16 protein-coding genes are annotated in these 18,825 nt (G+C 45.2%); 1 reads left to right on the top strand and 15 read right to left on the bottom strand.

Annotated elements, in window-relative coordinates; all coding sequences use genetic code 11:
* Positions 1 to 91 precede the first annotated feature (91 nt).
* From MKY73_RS01675 to MKY73_RS01640, 8 genes are all read right to left on the bottom strand, one after another.
* Entirely contained in the window at positions 92 to 661 is a 570-nt protein-coding gene (locus tag MKY73_RS01675) for a DUF6470 family protein (protein WP_339305380.1), read from the bottom strand.
* 17 nt (positions 662 to 678) lie between these two features.
* Positions 679 to 1,599: a flagellar hook-associated protein FlgL gene (flgL, locus tag MKY73_RS01670; RefSeq protein ID WP_339305379.1), complete on the bottom strand. Its 921-nt coding sequence runs from the start codon at positions 1,597 to 1,599 to the stop codon at positions 679 to 681.
* Positions 1,600 to 1,623: 24 nt separating this feature from the next.
* Positions 1,624 to 3,162, bottom strand: coding sequence for a flagellar hook-associated protein FlgK (gene flgK / locus MKY73_RS01665; RefSeq protein WP_339305378.1), 1,539 nt, complete (start codon positions 3,160 to 3,162; stop codon positions 1,624 to 1,626).
* Positions 3,163 to 3,181: 19 nt separating this feature from the next.
* The gene (locus MKY73_RS01660) at positions 3,182 to 3,685 is read right to left on the bottom strand and encodes a flagellar protein FlgN (protein ID WP_076328745.1); all 504 of its coding nucleotides are present in this window, start codon (positions 3,683 to 3,685) and stop codon (positions 3,182 to 3,184) included.
* Positions 3,686 to 3,696: 11 nt separating this feature from the next.
* A complete protein-coding gene (flgM, locus tag MKY73_RS01655; RefSeq protein WP_053779526.1) occupies positions 3,697 to 3,981 on the bottom strand; it encodes a flagellar biosynthesis anti-sigma factor FlgM in 285 nt (94 codons plus the stop codon).
* 176 nt (positions 3,982 to 4,157) lie between these two features.
* Positions 4,158 to 4,562 (bottom strand): TIGR03826 family flagellar region protein, encoded by a 405-nt coding sequence (locus MKY73_RS01650; RefSeq protein WP_278298061.1) that lies wholly within the window; start codon positions 4,560 to 4,562, stop codon positions 4,158 to 4,160.
* A 150-nt stretch (positions 4,563 to 4,712) separates the two neighbouring features.
* Positions 4,713 to 10,190 (bottom strand): fibronectin type III domain-containing protein, encoded by a 5,478-nt coding sequence (locus MKY73_RS01645; RefSeq protein ID WP_339305377.1) that lies wholly within the window; start codon positions 10,188 to 10,190, stop codon positions 4,713 to 4,715.
* A gap of 315 nt (positions 10,191 to 10,505) precedes the next feature.
* On the bottom strand, positions 10,506 to 11,096 hold the full coding sequence (locus MKY73_RS01640) for a ComF family protein (protein WP_339305376.1): 591 nt from the start codon (positions 11,094 to 11,096) through the stop codon (positions 10,506 to 10,508).
* Between the two features lie 74 nt (positions 11,097 to 11,170).
* Here MKY73_RS01640 and MKY73_RS01635 point away from each other — a divergent pair, with 74 nt between their 5' ends.
* On the top strand, positions 11,171 to 11,359 hold the full coding sequence (locus MKY73_RS01635) for a hypothetical protein (RefSeq protein WP_339305375.1): 189 nt from the start codon (positions 11,171 to 11,173) through the stop codon (positions 11,357 to 11,359).
* A 146-nt stretch (positions 11,360 to 11,505) separates the two neighbouring features.
* On the opposite strand, the gene MKY73_RS01630 is transcribed toward MKY73_RS01635, so the two are convergent.
* The 7 genes from MKY73_RS01630 to MKY73_RS01600 form a co-directional block, all read right to left on the bottom strand.
* On the bottom strand, positions 11,506 to 12,648 hold the full coding sequence (locus MKY73_RS01630; RefSeq protein WP_339305373.1) for a helicase-related protein: 1,143 nt from the start codon (positions 12,646 to 12,648) through the stop codon (positions 11,506 to 11,508).
* A 917-nt stretch (positions 12,649 to 13,565) separates the two neighbouring features.
* Complete coding sequence (locus tag MKY73_RS01625; protein WP_339305372.1) at positions 13,566 to 13,808, bottom strand: hypothetical protein; 243 nt, start codon at positions 13,806 to 13,808, stop codon at positions 13,566 to 13,568.
* Between the two features lie 128 nt (positions 13,809 to 13,936).
* Positions 13,937 to 14,113, bottom strand: coding sequence for an aspartyl-phosphate phosphatase Spo0E family protein (locus MKY73_RS01620; protein WP_339305371.1), 177 nt, complete (start codon positions 14,111 to 14,113; stop codon positions 13,937 to 13,939).
* 285 nt (positions 14,114 to 14,398) lie between these two features.
* On the bottom strand, positions 14,399 to 15,769 hold the full coding sequence (locus tag MKY73_RS01615; protein WP_339305370.1) for a helix-turn-helix transcriptional regulator: 1,371 nt from the start codon (positions 15,767 to 15,769) through the stop codon (positions 14,399 to 14,401).
* Positions 15,770 to 16,194: 425 nt separating this feature from the next.
* On the bottom strand, positions 16,195 to 16,572 hold the full coding sequence (locus tag MKY73_RS01610) for a hypothetical protein (protein ID WP_339305368.1): 378 nt from the start codon (positions 16,570 to 16,572) through the stop codon (positions 16,195 to 16,197).
* Positions 16,573 to 16,927: 355 nt separating this feature from the next.
* Entirely contained in the window at positions 16,928 to 17,650 is a 723-nt protein-coding gene (locus MKY73_RS01605) for a response regulator transcription factor (protein WP_026081439.1), read from the bottom strand.
* Between the two features lie 7 nt (positions 17,651 to 17,657).
* A complete protein-coding gene (locus MKY73_RS01600; protein WP_074092506.1) occupies positions 17,658 to 18,818 on the bottom strand; it encodes a sensor histidine kinase in 1,161 nt (386 codons plus the stop codon).
* Positions 18,819 to 18,825: the final 7 nt, after the last annotated feature.

Raw genomic sequence — 18,825 nt, 5'->3', positions numbered from 1 at the left:
ATGAATGGTAAACGCCTCCTTGGCGAAGATTTATACAAAAAGAGCCATAGATGGCTGCATATCGAGACCGTCTATAGCTCTACATTATAACTTACAACCCGATATCTATGTCAGGTGGAGTATATTGAACTGACGCATACTGTTTCACATAAATATCAAGCTTGCCCCGTTGATATTCAATCTCGGGTTTGTTAACAATAACGTTCATTTCAGAAACGGCGGGTTGAAAGTTAATATCCGGTGGCCTTGTATCAACACGTGTCTCAACATTATCAAATGAAGCCGGCGTACGCGTTTCAGGGAATGGCTGTGGTTTCCAGTCCATGCCCACTATATTGGCAATCGTATTACCTGACTTATGGATCGCTGCCAATTGATTCCCCTGTTGAACGCGTTCAGCCATGTTTTGAAGAAATTGTTGTTGTATTCCCGAATATATTCGTGCGTTCATATCGATCATATTCCCGCCATTGTAAGCCGAGAAAGCCTTACTTTGATCTACACGAAGAGTGATAGGATGACTCTCTACCGTTAGCTTGGCAGGTCTGGTGTTTAACTGTACTTCTGCCTTAGGCTGACGAATAGAGTACTGACCAGGATCAGCATCCATATTGAGAATGGACGGCGTTGTTCGAATCTGGACAACAGAAAGAGTGTTCACTAGTTAAGTCCTCCTTTTTATCTCAGGAAGTCTACCAGAGAAGGAGAGATAATTTTGGCACCTGCAGATAAAGAAGCATTGTAGATGTTTTCCTGAATTTTGGATTTCATCGCCAATTCTGCATAGTCCGCATCCTCGACTTTGGCTTGCAGATCTGTCAGATTGATATTAAGGTCATCGAGACGCCCCATCATCAGATCAACACGATTGGTTTTTGCCCCAAGCTCCGAACGTATTGCTAGCATTTTGTTCATTCGGGTATCTATATTATCCAGTTGCTTGGATAACGCCTCTGTATCACCTTCTGTTAGAGCCTTCATAATGTTATTAACCGTTACGAATAGATTATCCTCTTCCATTCCAGTACCAAATACCTCATTCCCATTCACATTGATGGGTAACTGTACACTCTCACCAACAATAAAGTTAATTTTACCCTTGTCCGTTACAATAGATGCAGCATTAGAGGTATCAAAGGACCCATCTGGATTGGTAGGAAATTCATAAGGTTTTACGTCATAGGTTTCACCGTTGAAGATATACTTGCCGTTCAGTTTACTATTAGATACATCAATTAGTTGTTCATTCAACTGTTTTACTTCCTCGTTAATGCTGTCTAGTGCAGATTGAGGATTAGTGCCTGTCGATCCCTGAACTACCAGTTCACGTAGGCGTTGAACAACGTTCCCAGCTTGATTCATAACGGTATCATTGAATTCCAACCAAGAAATAGCACTGTCTACGTTTTTCTGATACTGCTCATTGGAGGATAACTCTGCACGATAACGAAGGGAGTATGTGATCCCTACCGGATCATCTGAAGGTTTGTTAATTTTACGGCCTGTTGCCAGTTGGGTCTGAGTATTGTTCATCTGCTGTGCATTCCGGTTCAGGTTCAACAGTAGCTGTGAACTAAGCATGTTATTCGTTATTCTCATGGTCTGTTATGTCACTCCCTTCTATTATCTGCCTACTGTCCCAGTAGAGTTAATTAATTTATCAAGTAATTCATCATATGTCGTCATAAATCGAGCAGAAGCGTTATAGGCATGCTGGAACTTGATCATATTGGACATCTCTTCATCCAATGATACTCCGCTCACGGATTGGCGACGTGTCTCCACTTGCTCCACCAGAAATTCCGAGTTGGATGTCTGACGTGCGGCTTCCTGAGATTGCACCCCCAGCTGTCCAACAATGGCACTAAACTGTGCGCCAATAGCTGCATTACGCATGCCGTCGGCAGACTTCATTGGTGTATCTTTCAGATTGGCGAGCAAGATGGCAAGAGTATTATTACCTTTGATTACGGTCTCTGTGCCGGACGCATCTGTAGTACGCAAAGAAGTAGCAATTTTATTCGGATCAGCTAAAATTTCTGCATTTAACGAGATATTACCAGCTGTAATGGATGTCCCACCACCCGCTGCTGTGAAGAAAGGTAGACCTGGGGTGGTTGTACCATCCATCGTATACCCCAACTGATGCAGACCATTGAGTCCCTTTACGGTTACCTTCGTGTCTGTTGCTAATGCTCCCCCTGCAAGTCCTAAAGCATTCGTTGCAGGGATAACCGATCCTGCTGGAAGTGTGATTTCAATATCACCATTCGCGAGTGTATTAGCCAGGTCATCCATTTGTTTCTTATAATCACTTACCAACGTGTCTCTCGACTTAATCATGCCATGAACTTCACCATTGGTGAGTGTACCAGCAGTATATGCATCATTCAGAAAAGCAGGATCTACCGCGACTTGTACTGCCCCGCCGGTAACGAGTGCCTGTCCATTCATCTGGATAGCATATCCTTGCGGGGAATCAGTTACGGTAACATTCATGATTTTGGACAGCTTGTCCGTCATTAAATCCCTTTGGTCACGTAAATCGTTGGCATTGTCGCCAAGAGACTCAATTTTCACGATGGCACTATTGAGGTTCGCAATGTTACCCAGGTAACCCTGGATCTCATTACTTTTCACAGCAATATTACTGTCCAAATCCTGACTAAGCGCATCTAATTGGCGGCTAATCTGATTCATCGCATCCGTAAGAGCGAGTGTGGTTTCCTTGACAATCCGGCGTGCCGTAACATCCTCAGGATTCTTGCTCAGATCAGACCATGATTTGTAGAAGTTATCCATAACAGTCCGAAATCCGGTATCCGATGGTTCATTCACAATAGCTTCAAGTTTCTCAAGTGTATCTCGTTGAATAGACCAACTCCCGAAGTTGGTGTTTTCATTACGATACTGGTCATCCAGAAATTTCTCGCGCACACGGGTAATGGAGTCGAACTCTACCCCTGTACCGAGCTGTCCCGGTGTTGTGCTATGCAAAAAAGCGAACGGCTCCATTGGAATGGAAGCCTGCATGTTTACTTTTTGGCGTGAATAGCCTTCCGTGTTGGCATTGGCTACGTTATGGCCTGTTGTGCTAAGAGCTGTCGTCTGTGTGAACAAACTGCGTTTAGCCGTTTCGATTGAATGAAATGTAGATGTCACCTGGTTTCCCCCTAATTAATCAGGCACGCGTGTCAAACAGACCGATTCGCCCTGGATTGCCGTTCTTATCAGCAGGATGCTGATATGTGGCATCCTGTTCTGGCCGAGAAGCAAAGATGTCCATTGAAAGATCAATAAACATCAACGATTGCTCGATCAGCTTTTGATTCAGTTGATTGATTTCCTTTAATTCATGCAGTGTTCCCGCCAGCTTCTTCTGGACTTCAAGTAATCGCAGTTTGTCAGCCGGATCAAAAATCAGCTTCGAGATCTCCGTAATGTTCAGGTTCAGCATGGACTTGATCCCACGCTCCTGAAGCAATTCGTGAACTGCGCTCTGCCGTTCAATCTCCAATGGCTCCTGTTGTTTCATGAAACGGGATTCTTTGTTCAGAACGGCAATGAGTTCATCCACATCGTTTTTGACAATGACCTGTCTCTTGACCTCGCTGAGTGCTAGCATATCGCGGTGACTTTGTTCCATTTGCTGCAAAACTGCAATTAATCTGTCCAGTGCTGCCATTACGTGATCACCTATTCCTTATCAAAAGACTTAAAATACGGCAGCAGCTTGTCAGCAAGCTTGCTACTGTCTACCTGATACGTTCCCGAACTGACCTGTTCTTTCAGTTCCTGTATCCGCTGAATGCGTCCTGCATCTTGTGTACGCCCTTGTTCCTCAAGCATCTTCATCGCCTCCGGAGAAATGGATACTTCGTCCTTACGGCGGCTCTTCTTGGCATCAGCCTGCTGATTGGATTCAACGTTCCTCTGGTATGAATTGATGGCGCCAATTCTACTCGGTTCATTGATTTTCATTTAAAATGCACTTCCTTCCACGTTAGAATTTTACATTGATATACGTTTTTCTTACTTTATCTTTATGTTATCGAAATGATTAGGATAATAAAAAAAACCGATAATCTTTAATAAGTTTATCGGTACGTTTCAAAACATTTGTTATAGCAAAACATGTATTTGAGCCCTCGCTCCTATTAATCGCGTAGTTTGTCGAGAGCATTGTAGGTTCGTCCGCCTATATTGCCGTTATCCTTCTGACCTACATCACGAGCTGCACTAGCCAAGTCTTTCGTTAGACGATTACGACAAGAGTCACACATGTGACCTTCCCGAATCAATGTTCCGCATACTTCACAAGGATACATCATATTCGGGGCATTTTCGATGGAAATCCGTCCCTCACGGATGAACTTGGTAATGGTTTTGATCGAAACTTCTGTTGCATCAGATAGTTCCTGTATATTGGTGCCTTTGTTTTCGCGCAAATACTCTACACAGATCTGATATTCCTGTTCCATTTCCTTAATACAATTCGAGCATACATCTCGAAAATTCAACGCATATAATTTACCACAGCGAGGACAATTACCCAGATTCATCGCTAAAACGCCCCTCTCAAACTTCCATTTCCGAATAGATAATAACTATACATTACCTTATTTTCTCTGATGAATCCATAGTCTATTTGCAAAACAAAAGAGGGGCGCGGGATGCACATATACGCAACCCTGCTCCCCAATTTTATATTCCTAATTCAATGTTCTAATACTTATTACAGAAGACCAGATGCTTGTGTTCTGATCGTTGAATGCGCGAATGCGATATTTATGCAAACTGGACGGTAACAAGTCAGAATGAGTAAATGTTGCATCACTGACCGTCGCCACAATTTGCCCTTCGGCTTCAATTTCGTAAAACGAAGCCCCCATAACCGCACCCCATGTCAAAATAACGTTTGTTCTATCGGAAGTCCCCTTCAGCACGGGTGTAGTTAATTGAGTCATTCCCGTTATCATCTCACTCCAAGCTCCTGCACCAGAAGCATTTTTAGCACGAATTCGGAAGGTATGCTCCGTATTTGGGGCAAGTCCGCTCTTCGTATAAGCAACTCCACTCACGACAACTACTGTACCATCAATCTCCAGATCATACCCTGTAGCTCCAGTTGCAGCAGTCCATCTCAGCGCGATCGCCGCTGTGGTTGCAGAGTTAATACTTAAACCTGAGACACTGGCAGGCAACGTAGTTTGGGACAGTATTGCTGTCCAGGTACTCGCATTAGTTTCAGTCAGGGCACGTATACGGTACTTATGCGCCGTCCCACCAAGTAGTCCATTGTGGATATACAAGGCATCACTTACTGTTGCAACCACTGTGCCATCGGCCTCAATCTCATATTTCGTTGCACCCGCAACTTCATTCCATGTCAGCGTAACTGCGGTTTCTTCAGGTACAGCTTTCAGCGTTGTTGGTACATTTAATTGAGTCGAAGCGGTTACGACCTCACTCCAGCTACCAATGCCAGCAGCATTTTTGGCACGAATGCGGAAGGTATGATCTGTATTGGCCAGAAGTGCTGTTTTGGTATAAGCCAGAGCCGACACAGCAACGATTTTACCATCGATCTCAAGATCGTATCCTGTTGCTCCCGTAACCGCATTCCACTTCATAGCAATGGTTACTGTTGTTGCAGAATTCATACTCAATCCGGTCACACTGCCTGGTATAGTGCTTTGAGTCAAGACTGTAGACCAAGCACTACTGTTCTTATCCGTTAATGCACGCACACGATAGGTGTGCGATGTTCCTGCAAGCAAATCACTATGAACATATGAGGGATCAATTACTGTAGAGACAATTGCTCCATCTGCCTCAATCTCATAATTGGTTGCATCTTTGATATCAAGCCAATTCAAAGTAATAGCGGTTTCCTCTGATGTTGCTTTCAGAGCAGGTGTGTTTAACTGAGTTGTAACATTTGTTACATCTCCCCAAGCTCCAGCCCCAGCAGTATTTTTGGAACGAACACGGAATGTATGATCCGTATTGGCGATAAATCCCGTTTTGGTGTAAACCACTCCACTAACAGGTACCACCGTGCCATCAATTTCAAGGTCATATCCCGTCGCTCCTGAGACTGCGTTCCACTTCAGAGCAGCAGCTGTGTTCGTTATACTTGTTACCGTTAACCCGGTAACAGAACCAGGCAACGTATTTTGTGTCAAGACCGCAGTCCAGGCTCCAACATTGGTTCCGGTTAGAGCGCGTACGCGGTATTTATGCGCCGTTCCAGCTATGAGATTATTGTGAGTATAAGTAGGCTCCGTAACAATACCCACTACGACTCCATCCGCTTCAATCTCATATTTGGTTGCATCTTTAACTTCAGGCCATGTCAAGGTAACCGCTTGTTCCTCAGAAGAAGCCTTCAGAACAGGTGTGTTCAGTAAAGTTGTGCCATCTACAATCTCACTCCATATACCTGCACCTGCTGTATTTTTAGAACGAATACGGAACGTGTGATCCGTATTTGTCACAAGACCACTCTTCGTATAAGCTACTCCTGTTACTGGTACAACTGTACCATCGATCTCAAGATCATATCCTGTTGCTCCCGTTACTGCCGTCCATTTCAAGGAAATGGCTACATTGGTAACAGAACTAATACTTAAACCAGTAACTGATGCAGGTATCGTACTTTGCGTCAGCACCGCAGTCCAGGCACCTGTATTAGAGTCCGTCAGTGCACGTACACGATATTTATGCGCCGTTCCTGGAAGCAAGCTAGTGTGCACATATTTCGGTTCGCTAATTGTTCCAGTAACGACTCCATCTGCTTCAATCTCATACTTGGTTGCATCTGTTACATCTGCCCATGTCAATGTAATCGCTGTTTCTTCCGAGGAAGCTTTTAGAACAGGGGTATTCAATAACGTTGTGCCACTTACCCCGTCACTCCAAGTCCCAGCACCTGCCGCATTTTTGGAGCGAACGCGGAACGTATGATCCGTATTAGCCGCAAGTCCGGTCTTGTTGTATGTTAATCCAGTAGCGGCTACTACCGTGCCATCAATTTCAAGATCATAACCTGTTGCTCCGGTTACAGCATTCCATTTCAAACCCATTGTTGTGTTCGTTACAGAGGTAATGCCCAACCCTGTTACTGAACCTGGTAGTGTATTTTGATTTAAAACAGCAGTCCATGCGCCATTGTTTGTATCTGTCAGTGCTCTTACACGATACTTATGCGCTGTTCCTGGCTGGAGACCTGAATGCACATATTTTGGCTCATCAACTGTTGCGATAGTTGATCCATCTGCTTCAATCTCATACTTGATCGCATCTGATACATCTGCCCATGTCAATGTAATCTCAGTCTCTTCCGAGGAAGCTTTTAAAACAGGGGTATTCAACAATGTCGTACCATCAATGAGATCACTCCACGCTCCGGCACCTGCCGTATTTTTAGAGCGAACGCGGAACGTATGATTCGTATTGGCTGCAAGACCTGTCTTGTTGTAGGTTAATCCACTTACAGCTACTACCGTGCCATCAATCTCCAAGTCGTAACCCGTTGCTCCAGTTACAGCATTCCATTTAAGAGCGATAGCGACATTGGTTGCCGAGGTTACACTCAACCCTGTGACTGAACCCGGTAAAGTATTCTGAGTGAGAAGTACAGTCCACGGGCTAACGTTCATCTCCGTCAGGGCTCTTACACGATACTTATGCGTTGTTCCTGGAGTCAAACTTTCGTGCGTATAGACTGGCGTCGTAACCGTAGCTACGACAATACCATCTGCCTCCACTTCATATTTGGTTGCATCAGTAACATCTGCCCAAGTTACTGTAATTGCATCTTCTTGGGAAGATGCTTTCAGAACAGGCGTATTAAGTTGAGTCGTACCACTTACCACGTCACTCCACACACCCACACCTGCCGTATTTTTGGAACGTATACGGAATGTATGGTCTGTATTCGCTGCAAGACCACTCTTCGTATATGTTAAACCAGTAACTGGAACTACCACTCCATCAATCTCCAAGTCATATGCAGAGCTACCGGTCACTGCACTCCATTTCAAGGAAATTGCAGTATTCGTTGTGGATGCTATATTGAGACCTGATACTATTGCAGGCAATGTACTCTGTGTAAGGACAGCTGTCCAAGCACTTGTGTTATTGTCAGTAGCTACACGAACACGATATTTATGAGAAGTACCTGGTAATATATTTTCGTGTGTGTAGTTTGATTCACTTACATTCGCAACAATTACACCATCTGCTTCAACTTCATATGCAGTAGCATCTGGTATGGATGTCCACGTCAATGTGATTGCTGTTTCCTCAGAGGATGCCTTCAATACAGGCAAATTAAATTGTGTACGACCTGTTACTATTTCGCTCCAGGCTCCTGCACCTGCAACGTTCTTCGAACGAATACGGAAAGTGTGCTCCGTGTTTCCGGCGAGTCCACTCTTTGTATAACTTGTAGCTGTCAAAGAAATCGGGGTGCCGTCAATTTCCAGATCGTAGCCTGTGGCACCGGTAACCGCATTCCATTTTACCGTAATGGCTGCATTGGTGACTGCACTCACATTCAATCCACTGACAGAGCCAGGCAAGGTATTTTGCGTTACTACTGATGTCCAAGCACTCGTATTCGTCTCATTGATTGCCCGCACACGATATTTATGCGCTGTGCCTGGTGTCAGATTGGTGTGGTTAAAGATTGGATCTTCTAAACCTGAAGAAACAACTCCATCTGCTTCAATTTCATACGAAGATGCACCTTCAATTGGAGCCCACGCAAGCACAACTTCCTCCGCCGTGGCATTAGACTGAACTACAGGTGTGCTCAATTGAGTGGTGCCCGTTACTGGATCACTCCAACTTCCTGACCCACCAGCATTTTTAGATCTGATTCTGAAGGTATATTCTGTATTGGCTGCAAGTCCAGTCTTGTTGTATGTTGTTCCTGTTACCGCAACAACCGCCCCATTGATCTCCAGATCATATCCAGTGGCTCCCTTAACAGCAGTCCAGGATACAGACAATTTATTCAATGTAGCATCTGTGATTTTCAAACCATCTGCACGGTTAGGTACTGTCAATTGACTTAGTGGTTTACTCCATGAACTCTCATTGTCAGTTGAGAAAGCTTTCAGCACATAGGTATGTGTTGAATTGGCCGCCAAATCTTCATGCTCATATGAGTTCACATTGCCCAATTCAATTGGTTCTCCTCCGTCAATTCGCAATTGATATCGATCTGCAAATTCAACAGATTTCCAATTTAATGTATTCTTCCCTTCTTCACCTTTTACGGATAAGATCGGTTTTTCTAGCAAAGTTCTCAGCGAGTATGTATCACTCCACTCACCTGCACCTCTTTGATTAACACCACGTACTCTGTAAGTATAGTTCGTATTATTTCTATAAGGGCTACTTGTATAGTCCAGACCATAGAATGGACCTTTAGTTACACCATTTTCTTCAATCTCATACTGAACCGCTTGTTGTGCAGCTGACCAGTTAAGGTTGATTGTCGCATCATTCGCAGTAGCTACCAGTCCAGTAGGTATAGCAGGAACTGTAGTAATTGGCTCCTTTGTTCCCGGCTCTTTTTCAAAACTGAATGATTCTGCCTTACGTGTGTAATATGGATTAAGGTTAGATACAAAATCTACCACAGCACCTGTATCCGCACTGATCACCAAACTAAGTTGAGAGGCTTCATAACTTTGTACATATCTGGGGGTTTCCATTCCAAATTCATCTACTCTGGAATTGTTCCAAACACCTACATTCATACCTGATTGTCTATATTCCATGGTACTGTAATATTCCCAAACCTCGGAAAAGTCAACGATAAATGCGTTAGTCACTCGCCCAGTATAGGTAGAAGTATATTTACCAAATGTTACATTGGTCATATCTTCGAGAGTTCCCCTGATAGACTGGCTTCTTGAGAATGAATATCCTGTTGATGAAATGCTGTATGATCTCGTCCAGCCCAGATCAACCTGTTTCTGATTCACCATCAGATTCCCATTCTGTTCTGATAATACAAAGCGATAATCATTACTGGATGCGATAATTCTATTACTCGTTGCGGCATCTGCCCGGTTTCCCCCATACACACCAAACTGTCCGAATACCAGCATGAATACTAGTAGACGGACAGTCCATAAGTAAAATCCGTTTTTTCTTTTTCCTGCGACCACTTTTGTTCTCCCCTTCAAAAGATATGTTGTGCCACACCCTTGCTGTCACCTGTGGTGAACGGCAAAACTATCTATTCTGCACGAGAAAACGAAATCCTCTTTTTTACATGTAAAAAATTTCTTATTACACTTTCATTTACGATTTCACCAAACAACTATATTTCAAACGGTATAAATACGAAAAGAGGAATTCGTATTTATGAAATTATTAATAAGAGAACACATTTTCCTATCTACTAGAAGGTAAAGAGTAGGTTGTGTATACAGAGAGACTTGAAGAATATTAAACAGTAGCTCAAGATACTGATTTGCCGATTACGATCTTGCCAGTGTCAACGTGTAAATCTCAATCGGAATCCCCATGGAATGACCAGCATTTAAAATAACCCCGCCACAAGCATCCAAGGTACTGCCTGTTGTGTATATATCATCGATCAGCAGGATCTGCATGGGTTCGGTATGTGACTTGCCTATATGTGTTGGCTGATAAGATTTGCTGTATAGTTCTTCAATTAAATGCATGCCATCCGGGTTGATGGAAAAAGCGTTCTTCATCGTTTCGATACGCTCGCCACGTGATTTGAAGCTTTGTTTGGTGGTGTTGATCTGGCGCTGCAACAGATCAACGATGGGCAGGCGGCAAGCGGTGGCAAGCCCCGCAGCCAGCCGCTCCGCCTGATTGAAGCCGCGCTCGGCCAGACGCTCGCCGCTCACCGGAACATAGGTGACCGCGTCAGGCCGCCATTGCGGCTTCGTTGGTTGAGCAGGTGTGGCGGGATGAGCCACTGGTGCTGGGGGTTCTTTTGCCAAAGCAGAAATGTGTTCCTCGCTCATCGCTTGAAAGGCTTGAATCAGCAGCGCGGTTAAGAGCGGCGCGTATCTTTCGTGGCCTCTGAATTTGTACATACCTATCCATTCTTTCATAAGTGGGTTGTACTGGACGGCGCTGCGGTTAAGGATAAAAGAACGGTTTTGCATGTGTGGACGAGAACAGTCCGGGCATCCTACGCCCCGACCACAACGCAGACAGCGAATGGAACGAATCCATGGAATCTGCTTCACACAACGTGGGCATATACCCGGATAAGTTGAAGACAGAAGCGCGCGAGTGCCACATGTCAGACAAGTCGCTCCAGGTGGGGCGAGCAGGTGATGGAGGCGTTGGGTAAGATGCTGCACTTGATCGGTGATGGTGCTGAGCCAGTTGAACATGGATTAGTGAACCTCCAGTCTTGGGAATCTAAAGGGAAGTATGGATATATGAGCTGTGTGTATTCTGAAATATGGATATGTATTCATATATGGGCTGGTGGCATTATGATTGATTCGGCGGATGCAGGTAGCCTTTGCGACGAGCGATAGTGTTCATTTTCCGTATCTGGGCAACGGCCTTTACCTGGGAACGTGTCCGACGAGACGATGCAAAAACCACTCTACCCGCCGGGTCGTCCTTGGAACGCCCTGCTCTGCCCGCCATCTGAACCAGCGAAGCTTCATCAAAGAGTCCATTGTCTGCATCCAATATAAAGACATCGCTCCGCGGAATGGTCACGCCACGCTCCAGAATCGTTGTCGTTACGAGCAGACGAATCGTGCGTTCACGAAAGGCTGTAACTTTGCTGGCGCGATCAGGGTCCTGAGATGAAGTTCCTTCAATATGTATTCCGGGAAAGGTACGGCGCATCAAGTTCACAAACGCCTCAATCTGGGCAATACGTGTCACAAACACAAATACCTGGGCGTCACGCTTCAATGAAATTTGGATGTTAGTCTTCAAGGTAGAAGGAAGGGTTCGTTTCTTAATGCACTCAGCAACGGTAACCATCTTAATCAATTTTGGCACGGGCAAAGGATGACGGTGGAAACGTACCGGGACTTTGGCATGAGTGAGTTTCCCCTGTGCTGCTTCCCTCTGTAGCCGAGCTGGTGGTGTGGCAGACAAATATACAAAATTCCCATCCGGTTTACAGGAAGATGCCGCCGCGTGAGCGAGCATGGGATCGTTGTGATACGGAAAAGCATCCAGTTCATCGATGATCACGAGATCAAATCCATGATAAAAACGCATCAGTTGATGTGTGGTCGCGAGCGTGAGCTGAGCATCTTTCCAACGTTCGTCACTGCCTCCGTAAAGGGTAGCGAGCGAGGTATCAGGAAAAGCCTTCGCCAGACGCGGAGCCAGTTCCAGCACCACATCCCTTCGAGGGGTAGCGACCAGCGCTCGTCCACCACGATCCAATGTATGTTGGAGCAGGGGGAAAATCATCTCGGTCTTGCCGGCCCCGGTCACGGCCCACAGCAAGAACCGCCCCGGCCCATCCCCTGCGGTCGGCCGGGCCAAAAACGCAAGCGCCGCGGCTGCCGCCGCGCTCTGCGCTGCGCTAAGCCCCCACCGGGCAAGCCCGCCGCCGTTGTGGGCCAAGGCCGTGCCACGCGGTGCTTCGCCGCGTCGTGGCACGGCCCCTTGCGCTGCACTGCGTAGCAGCAGCGCACAAGCACGGCTGCGCCCTAGCGCGAGGCAAGCCTCGCAGTAGGCGCACGCCGCCAGGCCGCAGGCAGCGCAGGGCACGCGCTGCCTGGCTTCGCTGCCACAACGGTGGCAGCGGGGCGCGCTCCGCGCGTGTCCAAGCCACGCGTGCCGACGGCGCGTGGCAGGCCCTTGGAGGGCGGCTGTGATACTCAGCCGCCCGTGCAAGCGCGCGAGCTGCGAAGCCGCGCGCCACTCCCTTGGCGGCTGGGCGGTATCCGCCAGCAACGCCTCCGCCTCGGCCGCCAGTAATTGGCGGCCGCTGATCCGCTCAGCTAGCAGGGCCACGTCCCGCTCCAGCTGAGCCCACTGCCCGGCGGGATATGCCTCTGGCATCCCGCCTACCTGAACACGACGCACAGCGACACTCCCTGCTTTGACCGCTACACCTTTTCTCGCCTCAACTTCCCCCGAGGCCAGTTCATACACATCCAGCTTCCGTGCAAGATAACTCTGCCACTGGCGCTGGCCCCACTGATCCATACCTCGTTCCATCTCAAAATGTTCAACCAACCAGGAGGCCTGACTTAACGGCAACGCCTGACCTAACAGCAACCAGCGCAGCACCTGTCGCCCACTTGCTCCCTCTAGCCACCAAGTCACATCCACACGAATATCGATTGATAACACCATGTCCCATCCTTCTCCTACACGGCACACATATAAGGCAACCTTCATTTACGCTTCTCCCCCATCGTAATTTAATCCGAACGCAAAAAAGCACATGCCAACCCGGCTATTCGCCGGCGCATGTGCTTCATGTCCATATTCCATCTTCTTATGATCAATCTACTTATTACTATATAAATCTAATCATTACTCTACAAACTCTGCCACTCAGAAACATCTTATTTACCAACTCGAATAACAGGTTGCTGATCAGGAGCTGTCTCAATATAGATCGACTCGCCAGGTTGTAAAATCTGACCGTTCACTTCAAAAGTAAACGTCGTTTCAGGTTTCGTACCATATATATCAGGGACTTCTTCATCTTCTTTATATTCTTCTGCAATTACTTTGCTTGAGGTAAGACTCAATACCAAGATCACTGTTATCAAAAACATCATTTTCTTTTTGTAATGCTGTCTCATTAGATCATTCTCCTCATACACCACTTTCTTAGCCACCTATTAACTATTAACCGGGCTCTTGCATGTTTTCTACGATGTACGTTTACTTCAATCATGTTGGACTGAAATATCCAGGAACCGGTTATGTACTACTTAGTTTGGAGATGCCTGTGAAACATTCGATTATATCGATTAATCAACTCATCCAAAATTTCGGATTGCTTAATTACGATTGGATGTTGTAAACCATAAGTCGCAACCAACGCGTGTAAACTTTCACGTTCACGTTCCAAGTCGCTTTCCTGATTGTTGACAACGTATTTCATAGCATCCTCACCTCTATGAAATAGTGTAAACCTTTATGTAAAAACCAAGATTCATGTCAGATATACAAAAAAACCTATAAGAAAATGAAATGTGGCCATCTTCTCATAGATTACCGTCACTATAGAGTATCTACCAGCCGCCTTCTCCATGCGATTGCGTTGTCACAATTATTGGAATCTCAGTTTGAATATCCTCTTTACCATCAGTATAAGAAGACGTATTAAGTGGGACCACGAACAGCATCATGAACATGATTATTGTAGTAATGATTACAGATTTTATCTTCATCTCGTTTTCCGGACCTCCTTCAGCAATGTAGTGTACCTATGAAGTTCTTCGTTTGTTGCTAAATGCCGAATGGAATCAAATGTACAGAACACTCTCACCATACAAGCATCGTTGTTAATTTTAGCTGAGATTGCCAAACTATCCAGTAGGAATTGAATCCCAACCCGGGCCCGGTCTGAGTTTAGATAATAATCTCCTACATCCATCAAAAAAATTGCAAAGCGATCATCAATGATCTGGTCGGTATAGGAACCTACCCTATCCTGTATGAACATATGAGATGATATCTTCATCTTAAAGCGTTCCAATACATAGTCTATGTTCATATTATGCGTATTAGCTGCTTTAATGAGCTTGAACATTCCACGCAGAATCTCGTTTTCTCTCGCTGATAAATACTCCACATACTCATCCAAAACATCTATTTTACCCGCTAAAATCTGATAGAGATATCTATTGGCTGCTGCCCACTCTCGAAACTGTTTCTTTGTAAGCTCAGCCACAGGATCTTTCTCAATAATCCAATCCTGATTTTCGTAACCTGAGACATAGTGTAGTGCCTGATGATAATCATTCTGTTCTTCTGCAATGGCTCCTTTAATCAAACTAGAATATAATATATAACCAAACAACGCTTTGGAAGGCTCTTGATAACTCTTCCCCCCTTGTATCCGTTGATGTTTGATTTTATATTGTACCCTAGCCAGTTTACCCATTCGTGTAGCCAGTTGCTCCGCTTTGTCCCAACGACGCAATGAGAGATATAGATTCATCAGATCCTTCAGCGCATCCAGTTGCTCCAACTCGTTAAGACGAGCGACAAAAGGATCGAATTGCACAGCACATTCCAGATTATTCTGCTGATCATGGTTAATCGAGAGCTTGAATATTCGATACTGGCAGATCGCCAATCGTTCGGCATGTTGGTACCGCTCCCCTTCACACACTTTACGATATATAATTAGTGCAGCTTCCGCGCTCCCTTTGGCGTTTAATGATTCGGCACAGTCAAACAATTGTTGGATATAAGCAGGATTCTCCATCATTAAATCTACAGTTCGTTCAATACAATTGTATTTCCCAAGCTCAGCGCAGCGAATGATAAACGGACGCAGTCGTCGCCAGTTCATCGTAGAATCATCAAACAACTCACTCACATACTGTTCATAAAAGTACCCATCTTCCAATCCCATGTATTCTGTCATAATATCCAGGATTTTTACCGATATAGGCTGTGAACCATTAATCACTCTACTTAGCGTTCCAGAGTTAATGCCTGATCTCTCTGCAAAATGATAAAGAAGGATTTTGTTTTCCTCTATGTAATGTAAAAATTCTGTTCGGATCGTCTTATCCAATATACTCAAGAAGATACCCCCTTCCAGAAACACACTTCTCTCACGCACAACATCCATTTTAAGTAATTATATGGTTTAATATACCATAGGTCAATATAATGGAAGAGTCTGCCTTTCATCTTATAGCCTAATCTCTTCACTCTAGTTCACTCACACCAATTCTTCTAATAACCAGAATCTTTCTTTAAAATTGCGAAACTTTTTCCAATCTTGATCGTCTATACTTTTAAATTAAGAGTTCTGACTTCGAAAATCTTATTTCCATGATCAGTACGTCGCCAGAACCCAGTCAATAACCATAGATTGCATAAAAACCCATTTTTAATTTAAAAGCAGACTTGGCTACAATTACAAAAAAAGACTACAGCTTCTGCTGTAATCTTTTCACTGTAGATCTGCGAAATGCCAATCCCATTTCCCGTTCACAAGATGATTTATTGCTCTGACTCACGCAAATCAATCAGTCGAAAACTGTGATCGGTCTGTGCTACCCGTTCAATATCAGCAGGGACAGCAGACAGATACGATGTCTCCATGCCTTGCCTTTGCATAAGCTTTTCAATAATCGTAATTGTTTCCGCCTCTGTACGATCGGCAACAACGGTCAATCTGAAGCTCTTTCCACGGTATAACAATTCCCGGCAAAGTGCTCTTACAATGCCTTCGATCCGCCCTGCCTGATTGGAAGGGATGAGCAGGATCTGCTCGAATCCTTCAGATTCCGGACGGGAAAGATGGCGCTGGTGCATGGCATGAACGGCCATTGCCGCCAGGAAGTATATGAGCAGAATCATAGTCAGATGAGCAACCATGGCAACTGCACCTCCTCGGAAGGTCATGTTCACCCATGGCGAACATCCCTGTATACAACAGTATATGCCGTACTTCCTGAAGGGTTACACTTGCTTTCCTATCACTCATATTCCACGCTGATCGACACCGGACGAAGAAAGACAGGCCAGGTCATTCATTCACGCCTAAGCTTGAACATATGTTCCGCATAACCTTACGCTTTGCTCATTTGCAGTGATAAAGTCCATTAACCCGCAGACCAATCCAACATTCTGGAAAGGGCGCGAGTGAACACCAATCTATACTTCGTCAAGGTTGAATCAACCAATGGACTGACTTACCGTAAGAATACTGCTTTACGAAAAACATAAGGTATTAGAGCGTAACCCAACCATATTTGATCGAATTGATAACAGCTTGTGTACGGTCGTCCACTTCCATCTTCTGCAGAATACTGCTGACATGGTTTTTTACTGTTTTTTCACTGATGAACAAGAATTCACCAATCATTTTATTGCTCTTACCTTCTGCCATCAAGCGAAGCACTTCAGCCTCACGACGTGTGAGCGGGTTATTGTCGCCAGCGACAAATTTAACGCCTGCTTCCTTCGAAGCTCCTTCACTCATTGCCCCTGTTTCATTAAGATACGTCATACGACGCAGCTGCATGATCAGTTTGCCTGTTACTTTCGGATGAATGAACGCATGTCCTTCATGCACGGAACGAATCGCATTGATCAGAGACTCAGCCTCCATATCCTTCAGCAAGTATCCGTTAGCCCCTTTACGAAGCGTCTCAAATACATAACTTTCATCATCATGAATGGACAAGATAATTACTTTGACATCAGGGAACAGCTCACGCAATTTCTCCGTTGCTTCTACCCCATTTTCAATCGGCATGTTGATATCCATCAATACGATATCAGGTTTATCCTGATTGCAGAATTCGAGCACTTGAATACCATCGCCGCATTCGCCGATGACCTCAATGTCGTCCTCCATATTTAAAATGCGTTTCAGTCCCTCACGGAACAGCTGATGATCATCAGCCAAAAGAACTTTAATCGATGCTTTACCAGTATCACGGTTTTCCATCATCCTGCTACTCCTTTCCCTTATCCACGTTTGTCGGGATATGAATCACTATTTTGGTTCCTTGATTTTCTCCGGATTCAATCTCTATTCTTCCTTCTAACAGTTCAACCCGTTCTCTCATCCCAATCAGACCGAAGTGGGTATGATCCTTGCTTTTCTTCGCAAGAAGCTCCGGTTTGAACCCAAGCCCATTGTCCTGAACGACAATTTTGACGAGCTGAGCCTGGTATGTAATTTCCACTACAACATAAGTGGGATAAGCATGCTTTGCAGCATTCGACAGACCTTCCTGCACAAGGCGGTAGATCGCAGCCTCCATCGCAGAAGATAAACGGTGTTCCTTACCTCTTGTTTCAAAAAGCGACCGGATTTTCGTTTTTACCTCAAAATCCTGCACGTACTTCCGAAGCGTTGGAATCAGTCCCAGATCATCCAGTGCCATAGGACGCAGATTGAAAATAACTTTTCTCATTTCTTCAAGACTGGAACGAACCTGGCCTTTCAAATCTACTATTTCGGCCTGGACCATCTTAAAATCCTGCTTAATGAGCATTCTTTCTACAATTTCCGTCCTAAGCACTAGATTGGCAAGCATCTGCGCAGGCCCGTCATGAATCTCACGAGCAATACGTTTCCGCTCTTCTTCCTGGGCCAAAATTATTTTCAAACCAATCATTTGTCGATTCTTGGCAGATTCGATGATCCGGGTCACTTGACCCAGTTCACCTGACAAGTATTCGAGTACAACACCCATCTGCGAACCGATGGTCTCGGCACGCTCTACAGAAGCTTCCACATTTTTGGCACGCTTCTGCAGATCATCCCGACGAGCCTTCAGATACATTTCCTTCTCACGATAAATCATCAGATCCAGCTGCAGCTGTGTTGCTTTCTCGTACGCCTGCTTGATATCATGCTCGGAATAACGGACAAAGTCGCGGCTAACCTCAGTCAGCCGGATCCGGGAACGGCGGTAGTTCAGCTCCAATTGATCTACTTTCTCGATCGTTTCCGCCGTCTCCTTCAGTACCGACTTTAACTCCTCGTTGAGTGTTTTCAGCTCATCACGAGTTGCGTCCATAATTTCGAACATTTGATATTTGCTGTTTTCCATGACTTGTATGGCGTTTTTAATGACGCGGTCTATGGCATCGGCTTGTAAATCCACGTTTGTT

This window comes from Paenibacillus sp. FSL R5-0519, from assembly GCF_037974275.1.
Lineage (GTDB): Bacteria > Bacillota > Bacilli > Paenibacillales > Paenibacillaceae > Paenibacillus.
The sequence above is the reverse complement of the archived record's forward strand: the minus strand, read 5'-3'. Positions and strand labels throughout refer to the sequence as shown.

Bases quoted from the DNA above. Each gene is read 5' to 3' on its own strand.
- flgL (WP_339305379.1), bottom strand. From the start codon at position 1,599: ATGAGAATAACGAATAACATGCTTAGTTCACAGCTACTGTTGAACCTG.
- MKY73_RS01660 (WP_076328745.1), bottom strand. From the start codon at position 3,685: ATGGCAGCACTGGACAGATTAATTGCAGTTTTGCAGCAAATGGAACAA.
- flgM (WP_053779526.1), bottom strand. From the start codon at position 3,981: ATGAAAATCAATGAACCGAGTAGAATTGGCGCCATCAATTCATACCAG.
- MKY73_RS01650 (WP_278298061.1), bottom strand. From the start codon at position 4,562: ATGAATCTGGGTAATTGTCCTCGCTGTGGTAAATTATATGCGTTGAAT.
- MKY73_RS01640 (WP_339305376.1), bottom strand. From the start codon at position 11,096: ATGTACAAATTCAGAGGCCACGAAAGATACGCGCCGCTCTTAACCGCG.
- MKY73_RS01625 (WP_339305372.1), bottom strand. From the start codon at position 13,808: ATGAGACAGCATTACAAAAAGAAAATGATGTTTTTGATAACAGTGATC.
- MKY73_RS01620 (WP_339305371.1), bottom strand. From the start codon at position 14,113: ATGAAATACGTTGTCAACAATCAGGAAAGCGACTTGGAACGTGAACGT.
- MKY73_RS01610 (WP_339305368.1), bottom strand. From the start codon at position 16,572: ATGGTTGCTCATCTGACTATGATTCTGCTCATATACTTCCTGGCGGCA.
- MKY73_RS01605 (WP_026081439.1), bottom strand. From the start codon at position 17,650: ATGGAAAACCGTGATACTGGTAAAGCATCGATTAAAGTTCTTTTGGCT.